The 21122-nt window shown below is 65.0% G+C and carries 19 protein-coding genes and 1 pseudogene; 13 read left to right on the forward strand and 7 right to left on the reverse strand.

Translation table 11 applies throughout. From position 1 onward, the window contains the following. Positions 1 to 200 precede the first annotated feature (200 nt). The 4 genes from ERC79_RS10395 (at position 201) to ERC79_RS10410 (ending at position 3978) form a co-directional block, all read left to right on the forward strand. Complete coding sequence (locus tag ERC79_RS10395; protein ID WP_131577925.1) at positions 201 to 980, forward strand: enoyl-CoA hydratase; 780 nt, start codon at positions 201 to 203, stop codon at positions 978 to 980. Positions 981 to 1122: 142 nt separating this feature from the next. After that, the gene (locus ERC79_RS10400; RefSeq protein ID WP_131577927.1) at positions 1123 to 2676 is read left to right on the forward strand and encodes an NAD(P)/FAD-dependent oxidoreductase; all 1554 of its coding nucleotides are present in this window, start codon (positions 1123 to 1125) and stop codon (positions 2674 to 2676) included. Positions 2677 to 2777: 101 nt separating this feature from the next. Next, positions 2778 to 3257: a hypothetical protein gene (locus ERC79_RS10405; RefSeq protein ID WP_131577929.1), complete on the forward strand. Its 480-nt coding sequence runs from the start codon at positions 2778 to 2780 to the stop codon at positions 3255 to 3257. A gap of 7 nt (positions 3258 to 3264) precedes the next feature. Next, entirely contained in the window at positions 3265 to 3978 is a 714-nt protein-coding gene (locus tag ERC79_RS10410; protein WP_131577931.1) for an ElyC/SanA/YdcF family protein, read from the forward strand. Between the two features lie 25 nt (positions 3979 to 4003). Here the strand turns inward: ERC79_RS10410 and ERC79_RS10415 are convergent, their stop codons facing one another. Next, the gene (locus ERC79_RS10415; protein WP_242676804.1) at positions 4004 to 4543 is read right to left on the reverse strand and encodes a MaoC family dehydratase N-terminal domain-containing protein; all 540 of its coding nucleotides are present in this window, start codon (positions 4541 to 4543) and stop codon (positions 4004 to 4006) included. A gap of 210 nt (positions 4544 to 4753) precedes the next feature. Between ERC79_RS10415 and ERC79_RS10420 the strand changes: the two genes are divergently transcribed. The 4 genes from ERC79_RS10420 to ERC79_RS10435 are packed head-to-tail and all read left to right on the forward strand — an operon-like array spanning position 4754 to position 9621. Continuing rightward, positions 4754 to 5434 (forward strand): TetR/AcrR family transcriptional regulator, encoded by a 681-nt coding sequence (locus ERC79_RS10420; protein WP_131580983.1) that lies wholly within the window; start codon positions 4754 to 4756, stop codon positions 5432 to 5434. 5 nt (positions 5435 to 5439) lie between these two features. Beyond that, positions 5440 to 6471: an SDR family NAD(P)-dependent oxidoreductase gene (locus tag ERC79_RS10425; protein WP_131577936.1), complete on the forward strand. Its 1032-nt coding sequence runs from the start codon at positions 5440 to 5442 to the stop codon at positions 6469 to 6471. Further along, positions 6461 to 8128, forward strand: a complete 1668-nt coding sequence (locus ERC79_RS10430; RefSeq protein WP_131577938.1) for an AMP-binding protein — start codon at positions 6461 to 6463, stop codon at positions 8126 to 8128. Before ERC79_RS10425 ends, ERC79_RS10430 begins: the two co-directional genes overlap by 11 nt. A 2-nt stretch (positions 8129 to 8130) precedes the next feature. Further along, positions 8131 to 9621: an NAD(P)/FAD-dependent oxidoreductase gene (locus ERC79_RS10435; RefSeq protein ID WP_131577940.1), complete on the forward strand. Its 1491-nt coding sequence runs from the start codon at positions 8131 to 8133 to the stop codon at positions 9619 to 9621. A gap of 249 nt (positions 9622 to 9870) precedes the next feature. On the opposite strand, the gene ERC79_RS10440 is transcribed toward ERC79_RS10435, so the two are convergent. Next, positions 9871 to 11574 (reverse strand): cutinase family protein, encoded by a 1704-nt coding sequence (locus ERC79_RS10440; protein ID WP_131577942.1) that lies wholly within the window; start codon positions 11572 to 11574, stop codon positions 9871 to 9873. A gap of 333 nt (positions 11575 to 11907) precedes the next feature. On the opposite strand from ERC79_RS10440, the pseudogene ERC79_RS10445 reads away from it, so the two are divergent. Then, positions 11908 to 13425, forward strand: a pseudogene (locus tag ERC79_RS10445) (thioesterase domain-containing protein); the annotation flags it as partial. 65 nt (positions 13426 to 13490) lie between these two features. Here ERC79_RS10445 and ERC79_RS10450 read toward each other — a convergent pair. Then, the gene (locus ERC79_RS10450; protein WP_131577946.1) at positions 13491 to 14798 is read right to left on the reverse strand and encodes an RNA polymerase sigma factor; all 1308 of its coding nucleotides are present in this window, start codon (positions 14796 to 14798) and stop codon (positions 13491 to 13493) included. A 4-nt stretch (positions 14799 to 14802) separates the two neighbouring features. Then, positions 14803 to 15225, reverse strand: coding sequence for a YciI family protein (locus tag ERC79_RS10455; protein WP_131577948.1), 423 nt, complete (start codon positions 15223 to 15225; stop codon positions 14803 to 14805). 382 nt (positions 15226 to 15607) lie between these two features. Here ERC79_RS10455 and ERC79_RS10460 point away from each other — a divergent pair, with 382 nt between their 5' ends. From ERC79_RS10460 to ERC79_RS10475, 4 genes are all read left to right on the forward strand, one after another. Further along, positions 15608 to 16168, forward strand: a complete 561-nt coding sequence (locus ERC79_RS10460; RefSeq protein WP_131577950.1) for a TlpA disulfide reductase family protein — start codon at positions 15608 to 15610, stop codon at positions 16166 to 16168. Further along, on the forward strand, positions 16165 to 16974 hold the full coding sequence (locus ERC79_RS10465; protein ID WP_131577952.1) for a cytochrome c biogenesis CcdA family protein: 810 nt from the start codon (positions 16165 to 16167) through the stop codon (positions 16972 to 16974). The genes ERC79_RS10460 and ERC79_RS10465 overlap by 4 nt, the downstream gene beginning before the upstream one ends. Positions 16975 to 17101: 127 nt before the next feature. After that, positions 17102 to 17872 (forward strand): DUF3105 domain-containing protein, encoded by a 771-nt coding sequence (locus ERC79_RS10470; RefSeq protein WP_131577954.1) that lies wholly within the window; start codon positions 17102 to 17104, stop codon positions 17870 to 17872. Next, positions 17865 to 18596 (forward strand): DUF305 domain-containing protein, encoded by a 732-nt coding sequence (locus tag ERC79_RS10475; protein WP_131577956.1) that lies wholly within the window; start codon positions 17865 to 17867, stop codon positions 18594 to 18596. Before ERC79_RS10470 ends, ERC79_RS10475 begins: the two co-directional genes overlap by 8 nt. 90 nt (positions 18597 to 18686) lie before the next feature. Here the strand turns inward: ERC79_RS10475 and ERC79_RS10480 are convergent, their stop codons facing one another. From ERC79_RS10480 to ERC79_RS10490, 3 genes are all read right to left on the reverse strand, one after another. Then, on the reverse strand, positions 18687 to 19619 hold the full coding sequence (locus ERC79_RS10480; RefSeq protein WP_131580985.1) for a cytochrome c oxidase assembly protein: 933 nt from the start codon (positions 19617 to 19619) through the stop codon (positions 18687 to 18689). 192 nt (positions 19620 to 19811) lie between these two features. Continuing rightward, on the reverse strand, positions 19812 to 20759 hold the full coding sequence (locus tag ERC79_RS10485; RefSeq protein WP_131577958.1) for a M56 family metallopeptidase: 948 nt from the start codon (positions 20757 to 20759) through the stop codon (positions 19812 to 19814). Then, positions 20756 to 21115 (reverse strand): BlaI/MecI/CopY family transcriptional regulator, encoded by a 360-nt coding sequence (locus tag ERC79_RS10490; RefSeq protein WP_131577960.1) that lies wholly within the window; start codon positions 21113 to 21115, stop codon positions 20756 to 20758. Before ERC79_RS10490 ends, ERC79_RS10485 begins: the two co-directional genes overlap by 4 nt. Positions 21116 to 21122: the final 7 nt, after the last annotated feature.

The raw sequence follows: 21122 nt of genomic DNA on the forward strand, positions 1-21122 counted from the left end.
ACCTGTTCCACTTCGTGAAGCCTTTCACGAGCGACTGTCAACTGTTGGTTTCGGTGCAGTGGCGGACCTGGTGTGGGCGGCGGTCTGGGGGATCCTGATGCCGTGCAGCATTCACCGGATCCGGCATTTGCGACCGCGCCCGGCGCCGCGGTTGCGGGTAGCATCGGGCCACCGCGGCCCCGACGTGACGGAGACATGTGATGAACGATGGCGTCAGAATCGAGATCGACCCGAAAACGGGTATCGGCACCATCCTCCTGGATCGCCCGGATCAACGGAATCCACTGTCCACCAACATGATGCGCGCGGTGACGACCACTCTTCGGGACATGGCCGATGACGAGAGGGTGCGGGTCGTCGTACTGCGCGCGTCCGGTCCGGTGTTCTCCGCCGGCCATGACCTCTCCGAGATGATCGACCGCACTATCGAGGACGAGCGCGTGGTCTTCGACGTGTGCACCGAGATGATGGATACCGTGCAGGCGATTCCGCAACCGGTGATCGCCGCCGTGCAGGGCCCTGCGATCGCTGCCGGGTGCCAGCTGGCCGCATCCTGCGACCTGGTGGTGGCGTCGAAGGCCGCGGTGTTCGGGACACCAGGCGTACGGATCGGGCTGTTCTGCTCCACTCCGATGGTCGCGGTCACCCGCGCTGTAGGCCGCAAGCGCGCGATGCAGATGCTGCTCACCGGCGAAACGATCGACGCCGACACCGCCGCCGACTGGGGGCTGGTGAACATCGTCGTCGCACCGGAAGACCTGGAATCCCGGACCCGCGAGCTGGCCGTCAAGATCGCCGCCTCCAGCCCACTGACACTCGCGATCGGCAAGCAGGCGTTCTACCGGCAGATCGACCTTCCGCAGGACGAGGCGTACAAGCTGATGGCCGAGACCATGGCCGCCAACGCCGTCACCTGCGATGCCCAGGAGGGGATGACCGCCTTCCTCGAGAAGCGAACGCCCGTGTGGAAGAACGAATGAGATCAGTCCGACCAAGAGGTCCGGTCAAGAGGCGCGGCCACCGCCCAAATCAGACTGCGGATTCCCCACACATGCGCCACACCCAGCGGGATACCGTGCATTACAGACGCGGTCCACCAGCACATGCGCACCGGGAGGTTCCATGAGCCCCGAACGACCCTGCGGTTCTGCCGTACCCGAGCACGTCGACGTCCTCATTGTCGGTGCCGGGCTGTCGGGCATCGGCGTAGCCAGCAGGCTCCACACGATCCATCCCCGCCGCACCTTCATGATCCTCGAGGGTCGCGCCGTCTCCGGCGGCACATGGGACCTCTTCCGCTACCCGGGCATCCGCTCCGACTCCGACGTCCAGACCTTCGGGTACGACTTCAAGCCCTGGAAGGGCCGCAAGACACTCGCGCCTGCCGCCGACATCCTCGACTACATCCGCGAGACCTCCCGCGAGTTCGACGTGGAACGCCATATCCGCTACAACCACAAGGTGATCCGCGCCGAATGGTCGTCGGAGACTGCCCGCTGGACCGTGACCGCTCAGCTCGGCGCCAGCGGCGACACCGCGACATTCACCGCGAACTGGTTGTTCTGTGCCAGCGGTTACTACAACTACGACAAGGGCTACACCCCGACGTTTCCCGGCGCCGAACGGTTCACCGGCCGGATCGTGCATCCGCAGGCCTGGCCGGAAGACCTCGACTACGCCGGAAAGCGCGTGGTGGTGATCGGCTCCGGCGCCACTGCCGTAACGCTCATCCCGGCGATGGCCGACACCGTCGGACACGTGACGATGCTGCAGCGTTCACCGTCCTACGTCATCCCGCTGCCGGCAGAGGACGTGCTTTCCGACGTGTTCCGCCGGGTGCTGGGGGAGCAGCGGGGCTACCGGCTCACCCGCAAGAAGAACATCGCGCAGAACGTCTGGATCTACAAGCTCTCCCGCCGCTTCCCCAAGCAGGTACGGGCCCTCATCCGCCGGCTCAACACCCGGCTGCTGCCGGCCGGGTTCGATGTCGACACCCACTTCAACCCCCGGTACGACCCGTGGGATCAGCGCCTGTGTGTCGTCCCCGACGGCGACCTGTTCAAGGCCATCTCGAAGGGTGAGGCGTCGGTGGTCACCGACACCATCGAAACGTTCGATGAGAAGGGCATAGTGCTCAGTTCCGGAAGACACCTCGACGCGGACATCATCATCACCGCAACCGGACTGGATCTCCTCGCCCTCGGCGGCATCGACCTTCGCATGGACGGTGAACACATCGACATCACCGGTCGGCTCGCGTTCAAGGGCACCATGCTCTCCGACGTCCCCAACTTCTCGTTCGCCGTCGGTTATACCAACGCACCCTGGACCCTGAAGGTCGACCTGGTCGCCGACTACCTCTGTCGGCTGTTCGACGAGATGGACCGGCGCGGCGCACGCGTCGCGGTCGCCGAGAACAACGAGCCAGCCATGGAGACCCGTCCGCTGCTCGACTTCGCCGCCGGCTACATCCAGCGGTCGCTGGACCTGTGGCCGCAGGCTGGAACCAGGGACCCGTGGAACCTGCCGATGGACTATTACAAGGACGTGGTCGTGCTCCGGGACACCCCCGTCGATGACGGCACCCTCACGTTCAGCCATGCAGAACCGGCGCGTACGCCCACCGAATCCGGCGGCGATTCAGCAACCACGCCGACAAATCCAAAGGCCGGGTAACGTTCCGCCCACAAAGGATGATTCTCATCCGAGAGGATTCATCAGACGCGGGGGCAGTCGGTAGAGGCGCTGCCGCGCGCCGGGAGCTCGAGGGGGACACCATGAGGAGACTTGGCCGAGGCCGTATCGCGGTCGTACTAGCCGCGCTGGCCGCTACCACTGCACTCGGCACCTCACCGGCGCAGGCCGCCCCGGTACCGGTGCAGGGTTTCGATACGTGGGCACTGTCGGAGGATGTCGCCAAGTGTGGAATCGTCCGGATCCCGATGAGGGTGGGCCTGAGCAGTGGATGGCCCGGCGCCGAGGCATACATCCTGCTCTCGCCGGAGTTCTACGGCCCCGACCTGACGCATCGCCTGACCAACTGTCTTATTCCGGTGACGGTCCACTGGGAAAACCTCGACACCGGAGTGGTGGGCAGCCGCACCGTCTACCCGATGGACAGCCGGCACCCCCGCAACTACCAGACCTCCGGGAACGCCGCCTATGTCGGATCAGGCCTTGGCCGCGTGCGGTTCTGGCTGACCACCGACACCCCGCACGTATCGGCACCGCCGATCGAAGCCGTCATCTCACTCTGACGCCGGCATGGATGCTGCATCGAAAGACACTGCACCGCAATCAGAGAAGGAACCAGCGAGCAGAACGCGGCAGATCACCCTGCGCGTGATCCGGTGGTCTACTGCCCTCGTCGCGCTGGCTGGCGCCATCGTGCTCGTCTCCGCCAGCTGGGTCTCGATCGCCGCAGCCGGGCATCTCTACGACGCCGACGACGCACCGGAAGCCCCGGTCGTGATCGTGCTCGGCTCACAGGTTCGGGACGGAAAGCCGATGAAGTTCCTGGCCGGACGCCTCGACGCTGCCGTGCAACTGGTACAGGACGGCAAGGTCCGGGCCGTGCTGGTATCCGGCGATGCGAACGGCCGTTCCGGCAACGAGATTCAGGCGATGACCGAGTACCTCGTGGCGGCGGGAGTCGATCCGGACCGCATCGTGGGCGACGAATACGGCCTCGACACCTACGACACGTGCGCGCGGGCGGTGCAGACGTACGGGGTGACGAAGGCTCTGATCGTCAGCCAGGGCCTGCACGTGTCCCGCGCGGTGGCGCTGTGCCGCGATGCGGGTATCGACGTCGACGGCGTAGAAGGCGCATGCGAGTGCAACCGGTTGGCAGTGGTACGCAACTACGCTCGCGAATGGCTGGCCAGACCGAAGGCCGTCCTCGATCTGCTGTCCGGACGCGATCCGGCAGTGGTCTCGCCGCCGGACGGATCACTCGCCACGGTGTCCGCGGGCTGATGGACGGATCTCGGTGAAACCGCGCTCACACCTTGCTGCCGCCCGGCTCCGGTGCCGAGTTCGCCGACATCGACAACGCCGCCGCCGAGACTGAGTCGGGACCAGGGGTCTCGTCCCTGTCAGCCAGCAGGATGGACGAAGTTACCGTCGCGCAGAGTTCACCATCAACATGCCGAATCTCGGCCTGGGTGTTCACGAATGCGGCACCACCGCGCTCGGTGACACCGACGACCGTCAGTGTGGTCATGAGCTCGTCACCGGCAACGATGTGCCGACTGAAAGTCAGCTTCTCTGTGGTGTGCAGAACGACCTGGGACTCGAGGCTGATACCCATGCCCAGCACAGCAAGGAGATCGTTGACCACCTCGGCGAGCAGAAGGGCCGTGAAAGTGGTTGGTACGACGATATTGCGATAGCCGGCCGCCCTGGCTGCGACCACATCATGGTGAACGGAATCCATGGCCAGCACGGCGCGGGCGAACTCTCGCACCTTTTCCTGGCCGACGACATATGTGTCGCGGGTACGGAATACTCGGCCGGGAAGGTCCGGGCTCAACGAAACCACTGGCTCCCCCTTTGATTCCTGCGAAAGATCGACCACTCGAATGTAACTTGCCGCATCCGCAGAGTAGTCGCGAAACACCCGAACCTGTCGCCGCCGCGACATCCTCGGGGCATGCCAACTTGAATCCAATTCGGACACTTGTTGACGGGATTCGGGGAGTGGCTATATCGTCGAAATTGAATCTGATTCAAAAACGGAGGGGCTGTGGCTGTGACCGGGAATCGGCGTGGTGACGCTTCGAAGGCGACGTTGCTGGCGGCGGGGCGGGCCGCGTTCAGTCAGCAACGCTACGAGGAAGTCTCGATCGTGGACCTGGCCCGCTCGATCGGGGTCGCGGCCGGGTCGATCAGCTATCACTTCGGCGGCAAGCGCGGCTTCTATCTAGCGGTGGTCGAGGAAGCCGCGCAGGAGTTCTGGAGCGAGTTGTTGCAGATGCGTGGCCCAGCTCTGGAGCGACTGACCCGAGGGGTCGAGAAGTTCCTCGACCGCGCCGAGCGCGAGCCCCGTGCATTCGAAGCCTTGATCGCCGACGTCGCCGATGCCGAGGTCCGGGCCATCCGCGAACAGCATCGGCAACAGGTCGCGCACGCCCTGGCGGTCGAGATCACCGGCACCGATTCCACTGCGGTGCTGCGCGCGGCGATCAGCGGGTCGCTGTCGTTCATCGAGGGCATCGTCTTGCACTGGATGCACACCGGGGAGATCTCGCGTGAGCAGGTACGTGAGCTGATCCTGGCCAACTTCTTCAGCACCGTACTCGCAGCGGTGCGCGCCGATCCCGATATCGAGCTGGCCCAGCGAGTGCTGGATGCGGTGATGTCGGATTCACAGATCCTCTCCCTGTTCGTCGGCGCGGAACTGGCGACCCGATCCACCGGCAACCTGGAGTGATTCGAATGTCGATACACATTCCTTCCGGCCCTTCCCGGGCGGTGCATCACCCGATAGCCCGCGCCGGGGCATGGGCTATCGGCCCGCGCGGACTCCGCAACAGTGCGAAGCTGCGCCACGAAGTCGAAGGCAAGGTCGTGGTGATCACTGGCGCCTCGTTCGGCGTGGGCGAAGCAACCGCGGCCCTGTTCGCTAAAGCGGGCGCGCGGGTGGTGCTCGCGGCACGGTCGATCGACCGTCTGCGTGAGGTCACTGAAGGGATCGTGGCCGACGGCGGGCAGGCCTCCGCCTATCCGCTGGATCTGACCAGCGAGGCGTCGGTGTCTGATTTCGCCGCCGCGGTGCTCCACGACTTCGGCGGGATCGACTACCTGATCCACAACGCGGGCAAATCGCTTCGCCGGTCGATCCACCTCTCCTACGACCGGCCCAAGGACGTCACCGCCACCACCGGCGCGAACTATGTCGGTCCGATGCGGCTGACATTGGCGCTGCTGCCGGGGATGCGGGCACGAGGACGTGGGCACATCGTCAACGTGTCGACGGTCGGCATCATGTTCCCGGTGATGCCCAAGTGGAGCTTCTATCTGTCGTCGAAGGCAGCCTTCGATTGGTGGTTGCGCGCCGTCGGGATGGAGGCACGTACCGACGGGGTCACCCTGACCACGTTCTACGCCGGCCTGATGCACACCCGCATGAGTGCGCCGAGCCGCTGGATGCGGATGCTGCCCGGCCAGACTCCAGATGATGCGGCGAAGGTGATCGCGCGGGCGGTGGTGAACAAGCCACGCACCATGACCCCGATCTACGGGCACCCCTCGGCGATCCTGGTTCCGCTGCTGCGGCTGCCACTCGAGATCGTCATCGGCGCCATCTACCGCCGACTCGGAGACACCCCGGTGTCGCTCGCGCGGGTGGCGGCAAGCTCCGCCGAACGCACCGCGGACCGGGCACCCAACGGGTCGATCGCACGTGCCGGGATGGGCCCGGTCGCTGATTCCCTCAGCGAGGGCGAGGTGAGCACGCGTGACCTCTGACTTCCGGCACAAGATCCAGCAGTGGACTCAGGCCGTGCCGGCGATCGGGTCCTCGGGGATACTGACCCCTGTCGGGCCGCGGGCGGCCGTGAGGTTGGCGCGGAGCCTGCGCCGATACGGTCCCACCCCTGCGATGATGCTGGCGGCCAGCGCAATTCGACACCCGGATCGCGTAGCGGTGATCGATGACACCGGGCACTTGACGTATCGGCGACTGCAGCGCCGAGCAGAGGCGATCGCGGCCGCGCTCTACGCGCTGGCACCGTCGGCCCCTCGGTCGGTTGGCATCGTGTGCCGCAACCATCGCGGATTCGTCGAAGCCCTCACCGCGGGCGCGCAACTGGGCGCCGAATTGATCTTCATCAACACCGAACTCCCACCGCAGCAGCTGCGGGCGATCATCATCCGCCACGATCCCGACATCCTCATCTTCGACGACGAGTACGAAGCCACGGTCGACGACGCCGGATACACGGGGTTGCGGGTGCTGGCCTGGCGCGAAGACACCGCCACGAGTACCGGAATTCCGACGTTGGACGACCTTGCTGTCCAACAACATCCGCGGCCACCACGGGTGCGGCGCGCGGTGAAGATAACCTTGCTCACCTCCGGGACCACGGGATTGGCCAAAGGTGTACCGCGAGCGATGAAGCTACGCGCGATCGCATTGCTGTGTACGACGGCGATGGCGACGATACGGCTGCGCTCCTCCGATGTCGTCGCCGCAGCGCCGCCGTTCTTCCACGGCTTCGGGCTCGTCGCCCTGTTCGGACCGCTTGCCCTGGGTGGAACCGTGATCGCAAGGCGCCGTTTCGATGCGGCGCAAATGCTGGACGATATCGCCCGCCATGAGGCAACGGTGCTGATGGGAGTGCCGGTGATGCTGCAACGGCTTCTCGCATCAGGCCTGGACCTGGCGGTGGCACAGCGATCATTACGGATCATCGTCACCGGCGCCGCGCCGATCACCCCGAACACGGTCTCCACCGTGATTGCCGCATTCGGCCCGATCCTGGTCAACGGCTACGGCTCCACCGAAGCGGGCTTGGTCACGATCGCGACTCCCGCCGATCTGATCGTCGCACCCGACACTGCAGGCCGTGCAGCACTGGGAGTGTCGGTGCGCGTCCTGGGCGCGGACCGTACCGAGGCCGCCGCGGGGGAGACCGGACTGATTTTCGTTCGCAGCGGTCTCGACTACGCCGGCTACACCCCCGACACCAATGCCCGCCCAACTGCGAAAGAGATCATCGACGGCCACGTCAACACCGGCGACATGGGCCACTTCGACTCGGCGCGGCGACTCTATATCGACGGCCGCTCCGATGACATGATCGTCTCCGGCGGGGAGAACGTGTTCCCCGGCGAGGTCGAAGCGTGCCTCACCGCCCATCCGCGCGTGTCCGACGCTGTCGTTCTCGGGGTCACGGATCCCGAATACGGACAGATTCTGCACGCGTTCGTCGTCACGACCGATACCGGGGCCGCGCCCTCCGACACCGAGCTCAAACATTTTGTCCGCGAGAGCCTCGAACGCTACAAGGTACCCAAACGGTTCATCGTCGTCGACGAGATCCCCCGCAACGCCAGTGGCAAAGTTCTGCGCGCGGCACTGCACGCCCACAATGCGAGTTCCTCGCGCCCCAGAGAGGCATAACGATGGAAACCACTCCTTCCCGTGACCCATCGATCGTGATCATCGGCGCCGGCATCGCCGGCATCGCTGCCGCGGTCACGTTCAAACAGGCGGGATTCGACGACTTCGTCATCCTGGAAAAGGGATCCGATGTCGGCGGTGTCTGGCATTGGAACCGCTATCCCGGCCTGGCCTGTGATGTGCCCTCTCAGGTGTATCAGTTCTCCTTCGCCCCGAAACCGGACTGGACGCGAGTTTGGGCGGAGGGCAGCGAAATCCAGCAATATCACCGTGACGTCGTCAAGCAGTTCGGGCTCGAATCACACCTGATGCTCGACAGCGAGGTCACCGATGCCGTCCACGGTGAGGACGGTTGGGCGCTGACGCTGGCCGACGGTCGCGCTCTGCATGCCGATTTCGTGATCGCCGCAACCGGTGTGCTGCATCACCCCTTCACCCCGGATATCCCGGGACGCGATACTTTCGCCGGACCGCTGGTGCACACCGCTCGCTGGGACGATTCGATCGTCACCGCGGGCAAGCGGATCGCGGTCATCGGCAGCGGATCGACGGGGGTCCAGATCGTGTCGGCCCTGCAACCCGAGGCCACGAAACTGGTCCAGTTCACCCGTACGCCACAGTGGGTGCTGTGGGCACCCATGTGGATACCGCAACCGAAGCTGTTCGGACGGCTACTGGCGTCGGCGCCGGGTCTGCATCGTCGGATCTATGACGGCGGGTTGTGGGCCTCGGGGATCCTGGCCGATATCGTCCTGCACCCGACGTGGAGACGCCGCCTGGTGCAACGGTTCGCCCGCTGGTCCCTGCGGGCACAGGTCCGCGATCCCGAGCTGAGAAACAAGCTGACCCCCGATTATCAGCCGCTGTGCAAACGCCAGGTGCTTTCCGGCACGTACTTCCGGGCGATCACCGCGGGCAACGCCGAGCTGGTGACCGAGTCGATCACCGAGATCACCCCGACCGGTATCCGCACCGCCGACGGAGTCGAGCACGAGGTCGATGTCATCGTCTTCGCTACCGGGTTCCATCCGCACAACTACATGCGCCCGATGAACCTGCGTGGCCGCGACGGTCTCACCATCGACGAGGCGTGGGCGAAAGGTCCAGTGGCGTACCGAATGACCGCCATCCCAGGGTTCCCGAATCTCTTCACCGTGCTGGGCCCCAACTCGCCGACAGGGTCGATCTCGCTGCAATACTCGGCGGAGCTGACCGCCCGCTACATCACCCGCTGGCTCGAGCGCTTCCGGGCCGGCGAATTCGACACCGTCGAGGTCACCGAGGACGCGACAACCCGCTTCAACGATTCCGTCGCCGAAGCCATGGGCCCGACGGTGTGGAATACCGGCTGCAACTCCTGGTACTTCACCGACCAGCAGACCATCGACCTATGGCCCTTCGACCGCAAGACGATGACCCACCTGCTCACCGAGCCCGAGGATCAGGACTTCCTGATCACCAGGGCAGATCGAGCAGCACCCACTCAGACATAGGCTGCGACCGAGATCGCCGCCATGGCTTCAACTCACCCGGGGGGGCAAATCCCCCTACCCTGAGGAATGGAACGCCGCTAGCGTTCGAGGTGTTGCTCGACGTGTTCGAACGACGACCGCGGTCCGGTGGACCCCCGACCAGACGGGCCGCGGCTGGGCGGTGGTAGCTGCAGATCCTGCTACCACCGCCCGAACCATTTCGACCTCAACAGGTTCCACTGTCGACAGGTCGCGGATCGGGAGCCCCTCCTACCCGGCGGGACTCGGAACCGCCGTGGTGGTGCTGACCTTGGTCGTGGTCGCAGGCGCCGACGTGCCCGGCGCGATCGACGTCGACGGCGACCCCGGTGTTGGCGTCTCGGTCGCACCCGCCAGGTCCGTCGTCGGGGCGAGCGTCGACGGCGCAGGGGTCTGCGGCGAGGATGCGGGGGGAGCCGCGGACTCCGAGGGAGTCTCCGACGTCGTAGCCGAAGGCGTCGACGTCGCGGACGGGCCGGTCGTGGGTATCGGCGTCACAGCCGTCGACAACTCATTCAGTGCGGCAACCAGTTCGGCCGCACCGGGCCGCGCCGCCGGGTTGATCGCCTGCCCGTTCTGCGCCTGCTTCGCGAGGTAGGTCAGCCAGGCCGCGGCATACTCGGCCGAGGTGAGCGGCTTACCCGCGGCGGCGTCCGCGTCGCTCCAGTAGTCGAAGTGGTGTCCAACCCCTGGTGCCAAGGTCAGCTGGTAAGGATCGCTCATGATCACCGGGATCGTATTCTGATTCGTCAGGATGAGACCGATGATCTCCTTGAGCACCTTCTGTGGCAGATAGGCCAACGGGGACATATCCTCTGTCCGGATCGAGTCCGCCTGTGTCGGTGCCGATATCGGCTCGAGCGTCGCTGTCGGCGCCGTGGTCACTGTCGCTGCCGGCTGCCCGGGCGTGTACGACGGACTCGACACCTTCAGTAGCACCTCGAGAAACGTCTGGTCGCTCTGCATCCAGTTCGGCTGTGAGTCGATCTCCGCGAACGCGTCGAGCGCGATACGACTGAGAACCACGGCGACGTCCTGGCCGGTCGCCAGCGTGAGGCCCTCGCGCTCGAATGCGTCGACGTTCAGCTGCCGACCCACGTTCACCATCAGCTGCAACAGCGAAATATTCTGGGGTGCAGAGCAGAAGAGGTCGCCTTCCGAGCAGAACGACGCGATCTTCCCGTTCAGCGCACCGAACCCGCCCGCCGTGTCCGGCAGGACACCCGCTCCTGATACCGGCTTCTTTCCGTCCTGATACACCGTGTCGAATCCGTCCGGATTGCCGAACGGATTCTTCGAACCGGGGAACGCACCCTGCCCCGCCGTGCGCCCCGCGTCGGCGATGATGACGACTCCGACAACATTCGCGGGATCGACGATCCCGAATCCGCCGTCGACTCCGGCCTCCTGGTGCCCGATATTCATCGCGACTCGCCGGGCAACATCGGCGCCCTCGCTGTAGCCGACGATCGAGAACTTGGTGTTCGGGCACGATACGCGGATCTCCCGCATCACCGATTGGGTGTTCGTCACACCCGTCGTCACCGCGTTCTCGTAGTCGGCCATGTTCGCCGGGTAGGCAATGTAGAGCGCGGCGTAAGAGCCTGGCGTGACCGAACCGTTCGGCGCGTTGACGACCTGCTGCATGTGCGGGCTGCCGAAGTCGTTCGACATCGCCGCGGGCAGCTCGTTGCCATCGGCGTCTACCAGCATCTTCGTCGTACCCGCCACCGGAGTATCGCCGCGGCCGGCTACCGAGATGGTGACCATGTCGTGGCACTCCGTGGTCGACGCTGTCAACGCGGCATCGATCGTCCGCGGAGCCGGCGACCACAGCGCCCACGCGAGCGTGATCAGTACCGCCACCCCCAACGCCACGGGCGTGAGCACACCTGCAGCCGTCCGATGTCGCGCGGTGAAACCACGAAAAGTCATGTCGCTCCCCAAACCCCAACCAACCAAACAGGAACCACGTGCGGATAGACCCCCCTACCGCGCGTTACGTCACCACTGACGTCGCGGCGTGGGGCGGAAGCGTTACAGCGGATACCCGCGCTGCGGATCCCGAGGGGGATTCACCTCGACTCGACACGGAGTGCCGACAGGCGTGTCATGATCCTTCGCATTTGGGTCGTGCAGCCCGGGGTCCGATCTCCAAGATTCCATTGCACCAACAGGACGGGCGCAGCGGTACCTCCGGGGTATGTGCGACGTCATAGAAGGGAGCACCACGTGTCGGATGGACAACGCAGGACGAATCAGGAGACGGACGCCCGAATCCCTGGCGTACATGTCACCCTTCCCGACGGCCGGCATGCCTGGGAGGTTGAGGCGTGCCGAGTATCCGGGTTCGATGCGCTGGTCATCGCCGCGGCCGCGCAGGTACTTCCCGCAGTCACGCTGACCGCCGGAGTCCCACACGGCAATGTGCCGTCGGACGGTGCCCTCACCACCACACTGGTGCCGCACCTCGGGGGAGCCTCGGTACAGGTGCACGGCAAAGCGAACACCAACGCCACACACCGCGTCACTTCGGCGGGCTTCGCGCTGCTGTTCGAAGCCGTCGTCTCGTCGGGCGATGCCGTCCCGGCGCCGGGAACTTCGATTGGCGGACCCGCGCAGTCGATTTCACCGATCGACAAAGCTCCCGCGGACGGCGCGATTGCTATCGAAGCGCAGTGCACACCCACCGGGTCCAGCGATATCCATGTCCCGCCCCGTGATGCGGCCGAACGGTTGACGTTCGCGACGTGGGCGGTGGTCACCGGCAAGTCCGCAAAGAGCATCTTCGCGACACTCCCCGTGGTCGACGACACCACCGCCGAGAAGCTCGCGGCGCGACTCACCAAGCGCGCCGGCGGCGAGATCACTGTGAACGACGTGCTGGGCGCCGAGACCGTCGAGCAGCTCGCCGAGGTCGTCCGTCAGCACCTCGAGGATGGAATCAAGATCGACGGCCTGGTCCGTACCCTGCGTCCGCGCGCCGAGGGGTCGAATGCGGTACCGGTGTTCGTGTTCCACCCGGCCGGTGGTTCGACGGTGGCGTACGAACCACTACTCCGACGTCTGCCCGCGCACACCCCGATGTTCGGACTCGAGCGCGTCGAGGGCCCCCTCGAGGAGCGCGCCAAGGCATACGTCCCGCTGCTGCGCGAGATCCAGGGCGACGGGCCGTACGTGCTGTACGGGTGGTCGTTCGGTGGCGCCCTGGCATACGCCGTGGCGAAGGAGCTACGCCGGGACGGCGCCGATGTCCGGCTCGTCGGGCTGATCGACACCGTCATGCCCGGCGAGAAGGTCGAGGACTCCCCGGATGAGATCCGTCGACGGTGGCAGCGATATGCCGCGTTCGCGAAGAAGACGTACAACGTCGACGCGCCGCTGCCGTACGACCGGCTCGCCGCGGCCGACAGCGACGAGGAACAAATCCGAATCCTCATGGACCTGCTGAGGTTGAGCGGCACCAAGATCCCCAGCGGCATCCTCGAGCACCAGCGCACGTCGTGGCTCGACAACCGGGCCGTACCGTCCACCGACTTCGGGACCTACGACGGCGCAGTCGTGCTGTACATGGCCGAGGCCTACCTGGACGACCAGATCGCTCTCGAGCCCGCATTCGCGACCCGGCAGCCGGACGGCGGATGGGGCGAGGCAGTGCAGGCCCTGGAGGTCGTCCACGTCAGCTGCGACCACATCCAGATCGTCGACGAACCGTACATCTCGAAGGTCGCGGCCGATCTGGCCGAGAAGCTGGGCGCCATCGAGTCCGAGGTGCGGATTGGCTGAACGGCATCCGCTGAGGATCTGGTCTTCGACGAGCGCCGGTTGCACGGGCCTGGACACTCATGGTTTCAGTGATCGGGTTCGAGAGATAGCGCCGCCGCCCTGTCCAACAGCATCTTCCGCTCACGGTCGTTGCCAGTGATCCGGGCAGCATCCTCGAATTCCTTGCGTGCCTCTTTGTTTCGACCGATTCGCGACAGAAGCTCGCCGCGGGTCGCGGGTAGCAGCCGGTAGCCGACGAGGCGCCCGCCGTCGACGAGACTGTCGACGATGCGAAGCGCCGCGTCGGGACCGGACGCCATCGCTACCGCCGCAGCACGATTCAGCTCGACGATCGGCGACGGCGCGAGCCTCCCGAGCGCCTCGTAGAGCAGCACGATCCGATCCCAGTCGGTCTCGTCCACGGACGATGCGACCGCATGGCACTCCGCGATGGCTGCCTGCAAGGCATACGCGCCGCGTCCGCGCCCGAGCGCGTCGGTTCGGGCCAGCGCGGCGCGTCCCCGGGTGATGCAGCCCCGATCCCAGCGTCGCCTGTCCTGGTCGGCGAGCAGCACCGGATCACCGTTCGCATCGAGCCGCGCCGGGAACCGGGCCGCCGTCAGTTCCATCAGCGCGAGGAGTCCGTGCACATCCGGCTCGCGCGGCAGGAGCTCGGCCAGGATGCGTCCGAGCCGGACTGCCTCGCGACTCAGTTCCGGACGCATCCACTCATCACCCGCGCTCGACACGTGCCCCTCATTGAACACGAGATACAGCACGCCGAGCACCGCACCGAGTCGAGTGCCGAACTCGGTGCGCGGAGGTACCTCGAACGGTACCTTCGCTGCTGCAAGGGTTTTCTTCGCACGGACGATCCGCTGCTGCACGGTCGCCGTCGACACCAGGAACGCGCGCGCGATCTCCTCACTCGACAACCCACCTACTACGCGTAGCGTCAGCGCAACCTGCGCCTCCCGGGAGAGCACCGGATGGCATGACACGAAGACGAGGCGGAGCACGTCGTCGTCGATTCGGTCCGGGTCCCAAGGAAGTTCGGCAGATGCTACTGCCGTGTCCTCGGTCTCGAGGTCACGCGCGATGGCGGCGACTCGCTCGTCGTAGCGTTCCTGCCGCCGCCAGCCGTCGATCGCCTTGCGCTTCGCGACGGTGGTGAGCCAGGCCCCGGGATTCGCCGGGACACCCGCCCGCGGCCACTGCGCGAGCGCATCGACGAGGGCCTCCTGCGCAAGGTCCTCGGCCAGGCCGAAGTCGCCCACGGTGCGGGTCAGCGTCGCGACGATGCGGGCAGACTCGATCCGCCACACCGCAGCGACGGAACGCCGCGCGGACTCCTCGGTGGAATCCGCCCGGCGCTCGATGGAGGCGTCGGACATGCAATCAGGCCCTGCGACCCTCGAGCTCCTCACGCCAGCCCTCTTCCTTCTGAATCCACTCATTGTCCTGTGGGAAATCCTCGACCCCGGTCACCCGGCGAACCTCGATCTTGGAGCCCGGGCCCACCGGCACCCGCTTGGCCCATTCGGCCGCTTCCTCCTTGGACGCGACCTCGAGGATCCAGAATCCGTTGAACAGTTCCTTGGTCTCCCCGTACGGACCGTCGGTGACGAGCGGGGTGTCCCCGGAGAAGTCGACGACGAAGCCCTCGTCCGCGTCGGCCAGCCCCTCCCCGGCGAGCAGTACGCCAGCCTTGATCATCGACTCGTTGAACTTGCCCATTGCCTCGATGACCTGCTCGAACGGGACGCTCTTGTAGGCCTCGACAGCCTCGTCGGTCGCGCGCATGATCAGCATGTACTTCATTGGTTCACTCCTTCTGTCGGGCCGTATCTCGACCCTCTCATCCAAGACGTCGAACGGGAAGACGTCGGATCGACACGGTTCGAGATTTGATTTTCGGACACCGCGAGAGCATCGGCGCCGCAATCTTCACCTGGTTCGATAGATGCCGCAGAGAGAAATACTATGTAACGTAGTTTTTTGGGGGGTTCGGATCGAGCTACTGCATGAAGGGACGCCAGTGCGGACTGAGGTTTCTTGTCCATGCGCCGAATCCGGCCCGGGTCGGAGCGGCCGGGTCGATCGACAGCGAGGTCGGACCGCCGTGCCAACGGTTCGAAGTTGGGCTCCGCGATCGCGGCCTGAGCGCCGTGGCCGGCCTCGGGCTCTCGCGCTTGCGGCAGGCATGGTCGCCGTTGTCGCCCTCGCCGGCTGCTCTACGGGATCCGATGCCGTGGCGCTGGGTGGATCTTTCGACTTCGTCTCGCCGGGTGGCCAGATCGACATCTTCTACGACCCGCCGAGCAGCCGAGGGAAGATCGGGGCGATCTCCGGCCCCGACCTCATGGATGACGCGCGAACCGTGTCATTGGCCGACTACGGCGGACAAGTTGTCGTGATCAACCTGTGGGGGCAGTGGTGTGCGCCCTGCCGATCCGAAGCAGATGACCTCGAGCGGGTCTACGAAGAAACGAAAGCCCTTGGCGTGCAATTCCTAGGGATCAACGTGCGCGATCCTCAGCGTGACAAAGCCCAGGACTTCGTGATCGACAACAAGGTCTCGTACCCCTCCGTCTACGATCCGCCGATGCGCACCCTGATCGCGCTGGGTGGCAACTATCCCACCAGCGTTATCCCCTCGACGCTGGTGCTCGACCGTCAGCATCGTGTGGCTGCTGTCTTTCTACGCGCCCTGTTGGTCGAGGACCTGAAACCTGTGGTCGAACGTTTGGCAGCCGAACAGTGACGGTCCTCGCTCAGGGCCTCGGCGCAGACTTCCAGGATGCTGCCGCCACTGGGCCGCTCCTCCTTGCTCTCGGTGCCTGCCTTCTCGCTGGCCTGGTGTCGTTCGCGTCACCGTGTGTCGTACCTCTGGTGCCTGGATATCTGTCCTACCTCGCTGGTGTCGCGGGTGCCGACACTCCTCCAGCGGTGACCCCCGATTCCCCCCGTGCGCCGTTTCGGGATCGATGGCGAGTAGCCGGGGCCGCGGCGCTGTTCGTTGCGGGATTCACAGTGGTCTTCGTCCTGGCCACGGCATCGGTCTTCGGCGTGATCGGTGCATTGCGGCTGAACCAGGATCTACTCCAGCGGGTTGGCGGGGTGATCACGATCGTGATGGGCCTGGCCTTCCTCGGGCTGATTCCTGCGCTGCAGAGGGATTCCAGGCCCACTCCGCGTCGAGTACCTTCTCTTGCAGGAGCTCCGCTACTTGGCGGCGTCTTCGGGCTCGGCTGGACGCCATGTCTGGGCCCGACACTTGCGGGAGTCTTGTCGGTCGCGGCCGGTACCGAGGGAATCACCGCAGTTCGCGGCGTGGTGCTCATTGTCGCCTACTGCATCGGACTGGGACTACCCTTCGTCGCACTCGGATTCGGATCCGCCAAGGCGTTGCGGGGAATCGGCTGGATGCGCAGATACTCCCGGGTGATCCAGATCGCCGGCGGCCTCATGCTGATCGTGGTGGGCGTCGCCCTGGTCAGTGGCATGTGGGAAATCTTCGTCGGTTGGCTGCGCAATGAGTTCGTCACTGCGGTAGTGCTGCCCATCTGACCGAGACCGATCGCCGTCGAACGTACGGAAGCCGGGAAGACTGCCCGCACAGCAAAGCCTTGAAATACTATTGTACGTAGTAATTCCCTGAGGGTCGGGACCGGACGAGAGGACACGGGTTCGTGCGATGACAGACAACCGGAAGAAGACCAAGTCAGGCGGCATCCCTGGCACGCGGCGAATTCCCTGGCAACTGATCGGTGCAGTCACGGTCGTTCTGGGACTGGTCGCGGTCATCGCATACAACACGGTGCCTCGGGCCCTGGAACAGGCTGAGGCCCAACGGTATGCGCCCAGCTCGGATAATCCGGATCCGTCCACGGACATTGCCGGGGTGGTCGAGGCCGAGTACCCCGCTGGGAATCACGTCCAAGCACCGCAGCAAGTCGCCTACGACAAGACTCCGCCGTTCGGAGGCGCGCACGACCAGTACTGGGCCACATGCACCGGCGTCGTCTACCCGGAGCCTATTCGCAGTGAGAACGCCGTCCATTCGCTCGAACACGGCGCAGTGTGGCTTACCTACAATCCGGACAGGATCAGCTCCGACGACATCGGAGCGCTCGCCGCGAAGGTCGACGGCGAACCGTACTCATTGATGTCGCCCTACCCTGATCTCGATACGACGATCTCTCTCCAATCCTGGGGCCGTCAGCTCAAACTCGACGATGCACGGGACGAGCGGATCGGACAGTTCATCACCGCCCTGAGACAGAATCCCAACACCCACCCCGAGGCGGGTGCGAGCTGTTCGACATTGCGTGGGGGTTTTGACCCGGACAACCCACCACCGTTCGCGCCGCCTGCGTCCGGTCCTGACAGTGTCCCGGTCGCAGAAGCTCCCGCCGAACCGCAAGGCCGTCCCACTGCCGTACCACCCGGGGATGGAAATGGCTGAACCCCGCGGCGACGATGCCCCGATCACCGGCAGCGGGGACGACGCCCGACGAGGATTCTCGCGGGTTGGAACGGTGCTCGCGGTAGCTCTCGCCGTCCTGGCCGGACTGCTCGTCGGAGCAGCGGGCCAGAGGTGGCTCGCCGGCGAAGCGGTTGCACCACCGCCTCCGGATTCTGTCGATGTCGGTTTCGCCCGGGACATGTCGGTTCATCACGGCCAGGCAGTGGAGATGTCGGCGATGGCGTTGACGAACTCCGATGATCCGGCCGTACGGACCCTTGCCTACGATGTGATCACTACCCAGCAGAGCCAGATCGGCACGATGCAGGGTTGGCTGACGCTGTGGAATCGGTCGCCCAGTGCTACTGGTGCGCCGATGAATTGGATGTCCGCCGAGGAGCCTTCCGAATCGATGGATCACTCGATGCCGGGGATGAACGACGCGATGGCGACGGAGCCGTCCCGAATGCCGGGCATGGCGACCACCGAAGAGTTGGCCGAGCTTCGGCGAACCGTCGGACCCGCATTCGACGTTCGGTACCTTCAACTGTTGCTTCGCCATCACCAGGGCGGTATTCCGATGGCGCAGTATGGCGCCGAGGCTGCGACGGTGCCTGCTGTCTCGTCGCTCGCGGAGCAGATGGTCGATACTCAGCAGGCGGAATCAATCGCCATCGAGCAGATGCTGGCTTCGAAAGGTGCCGCGCCACTTCCGATGAACTGAGGCCCTGTCTGATTTCCTGCGATGCCCCTCGCTCCGATGGTTTTACTGCACAACGGATTCGGAGTACGAGAAGGACCGCAATCCGGCCTGTCAGCCCCGGTGGAGAGACTTGAGGAAATCGTTGTACTCTGCGAGAGCAGCGTCGCCCTGCTGGCTTCGCTTGTCGTCCAAGGCATTGACACGCTCCTCGTCACGACGCCAACGGATGGCGAAGATCACGACGACGAACAATGCGACCGGCTCACCGTAGGACCAGGCCAGCGCACCGGCCAACTGCTGGTCTGCCATCAGGTCCACGCCCCAGTCCGCTGGGGGAGAAGCGAACGTCGATAGTAGTGGCGAGGTGGCCATCATCAGAATGACTCCGATGAAGACATGCAGCGGCATCTCGACGAACAGGTCGAAGAACCGGCCCAGGTAGCTCTGCCGGACGGGAAGCGGACCGGTGGAGAGCACCGGGACGATGAACAAGATTCCCGTGGCGATGAAGAACACTTCGAGTGCTGTATGCCCAGCCCACGACCGCGAGACGATGTCGAATACCGGTGACAGATAGATGCCGTAGTAACTGAACAGGAACAGCGGAATGGTGATTCCTGGATGAAGTACCACTCGGGCGGTGCGGCTGCGGAGCGCTCCGAGAGCGCAGCGCAGAACCGCAACTCCCCAGCCGGTGTGCGGTGTCGACCTCAACAGCAACGTTCCGGGACAGCCGAGAACGAGTAGCGGCGGCACCACCATCGACAACGTCAGATGCTGGAACATCCAGGCACTGAAAATCTCGAACCCGTAGCCCTCGATGCCCAGGCCGGTGACCAGCATCAGAAGCAGGCATCCACAGAGGAAGCTGACGGTGCGAAACCAGTGCCACTGTCGGCCCTTTCGGCATACTTGCCGAACCGCCCAGCAGTACCAGATCGCCAGGGCGAGACCTGCCAGCGGTAGCAGTGGAAGGGGTTGGGGGTTCCAGGAGACCATGGCTCCCAACGAGGGCGGCAACTCAGGCCTACTGACCCAGTCCATTGCCGACGTCACGCCCTACTCCGGTTCCGTCGTAGGGCCCTTTCGCACGATCTGTCGATGGCGGGGATGGCGGTCATGATCGGGTGCCCGCTTCCTGTCGAAACGCGATCAGTAAGTCATCGACAGCTTAGCTGAAATACTATGCAGGATAGTTTTAAAGTTACTCGACGGGTCCGATGCTCGAAAACCGATTCAGGTCAACACGATGCACGCTGCCATCGTCGTAGCCGAAACGACCGCGAGCGCGGTGACAGTAGGCACCGTGACAGTGAACGCCGCTGCCGCGCAGCACGCGAGTCGCGGAAATCGACTGCGCGGGTTCCGGCGCAGTCGCCACAGGCGCAGATCCATGTCGCTCCCCAACCCGAGGGTCCACGCCGGCGTCTGCGAAGAGGCGCCGGCGACAGCGGAGAGCGCCGAGCTGACCGCGGCGGGGCTGGTGGCGCGGGCAGCTTGCTGGTCGGCCGCAAGCTCGATCACTGTGTGGACTGCGTGCTGGGCGCGGACGAAGAGCGGCACGACAGGAAAGGCGCTCGCGAGGACGTCACAGACGCTGACGATCAGATGATGATGTCCGTTCAGATGAGCACGTTCGTGAGCCAGGACAGCGTCTCGCTCGATACTGCTGAGGCTGGACGACAAACCTTCTGTAGCGACGACGAAACCCGGGCGGCCGGACACCGAATAGGCCATCGGCACCGGGTGCTCGAGCCACATCACGTCCCTGTCGGCACGTTCGGTCTTTGCGACGACAGCGATGACGTCGCGGTGAAGATCCTGCACCCGCGACCGAGCCACAGACTGCTTACGCGCGTAGATGGCAGCTCGGACCACCAGACCGGCGGCGCCGACGAGGCCTATGACTGCCAGGAGTCCGGTGATCCACGGCTGGAAGGTGTGTTGAACGGTGGAGAAGCACCGCATGACGGCATCGGCGATCCCCTCGGCGGGTGCATGGTCAGGCCAGGCAAGGGTAATCACGGCTGAGCTGGCGAAGAACAGCGCCGTCGCGATACTGGCGAGCCAGAAGACCAGTACGACGTTCGGGCGAACGCCCCAGTAGGGCAGGCGCTCGAGGACGGGTGCGGCGAGCATCGCCATCAGGACGGCACCGACCAGCAGGACGCTCGCGAGAGTCACGTGCGGCGATTCTTCCGCGACCCGCGCTGCAATGCCTCGCGTTCGGCGTCGGAGATGGTGCGTGCAAAGTGCAGCAGGACTGCCGCGGAATCATTGCTGCTGTCGAGTAGTTCACGCAACGCCTGAGAGGTCGCTTCCTCTCGTGTGCGTGCAGGTCGATAGAAGTAGGCGCGACTTCGCTTCTCTCGATCGACCCAGCCCTTCTCGTGGAGATGGGTAACCACCGTGAGGATGGTGGTGTACGCGAACTGTTTGCGCTCGCTGAGCGTGGCCAGTAGGTCGTGCACCGACATCGGCTCCGTAGCCGACCACAGGACGTCCATCACCTCGGCTTCGAGACCACCGAGTCCCTTCATGGCTCTC

The organism is Rhodococcus sp. ABRD24 (assembly GCF_004328705.1).
Taxonomy (GTDB): Bacteria; Actinomycetota; Actinomycetes; order Mycobacteriales; family Mycobacteriaceae; genus Prescottella.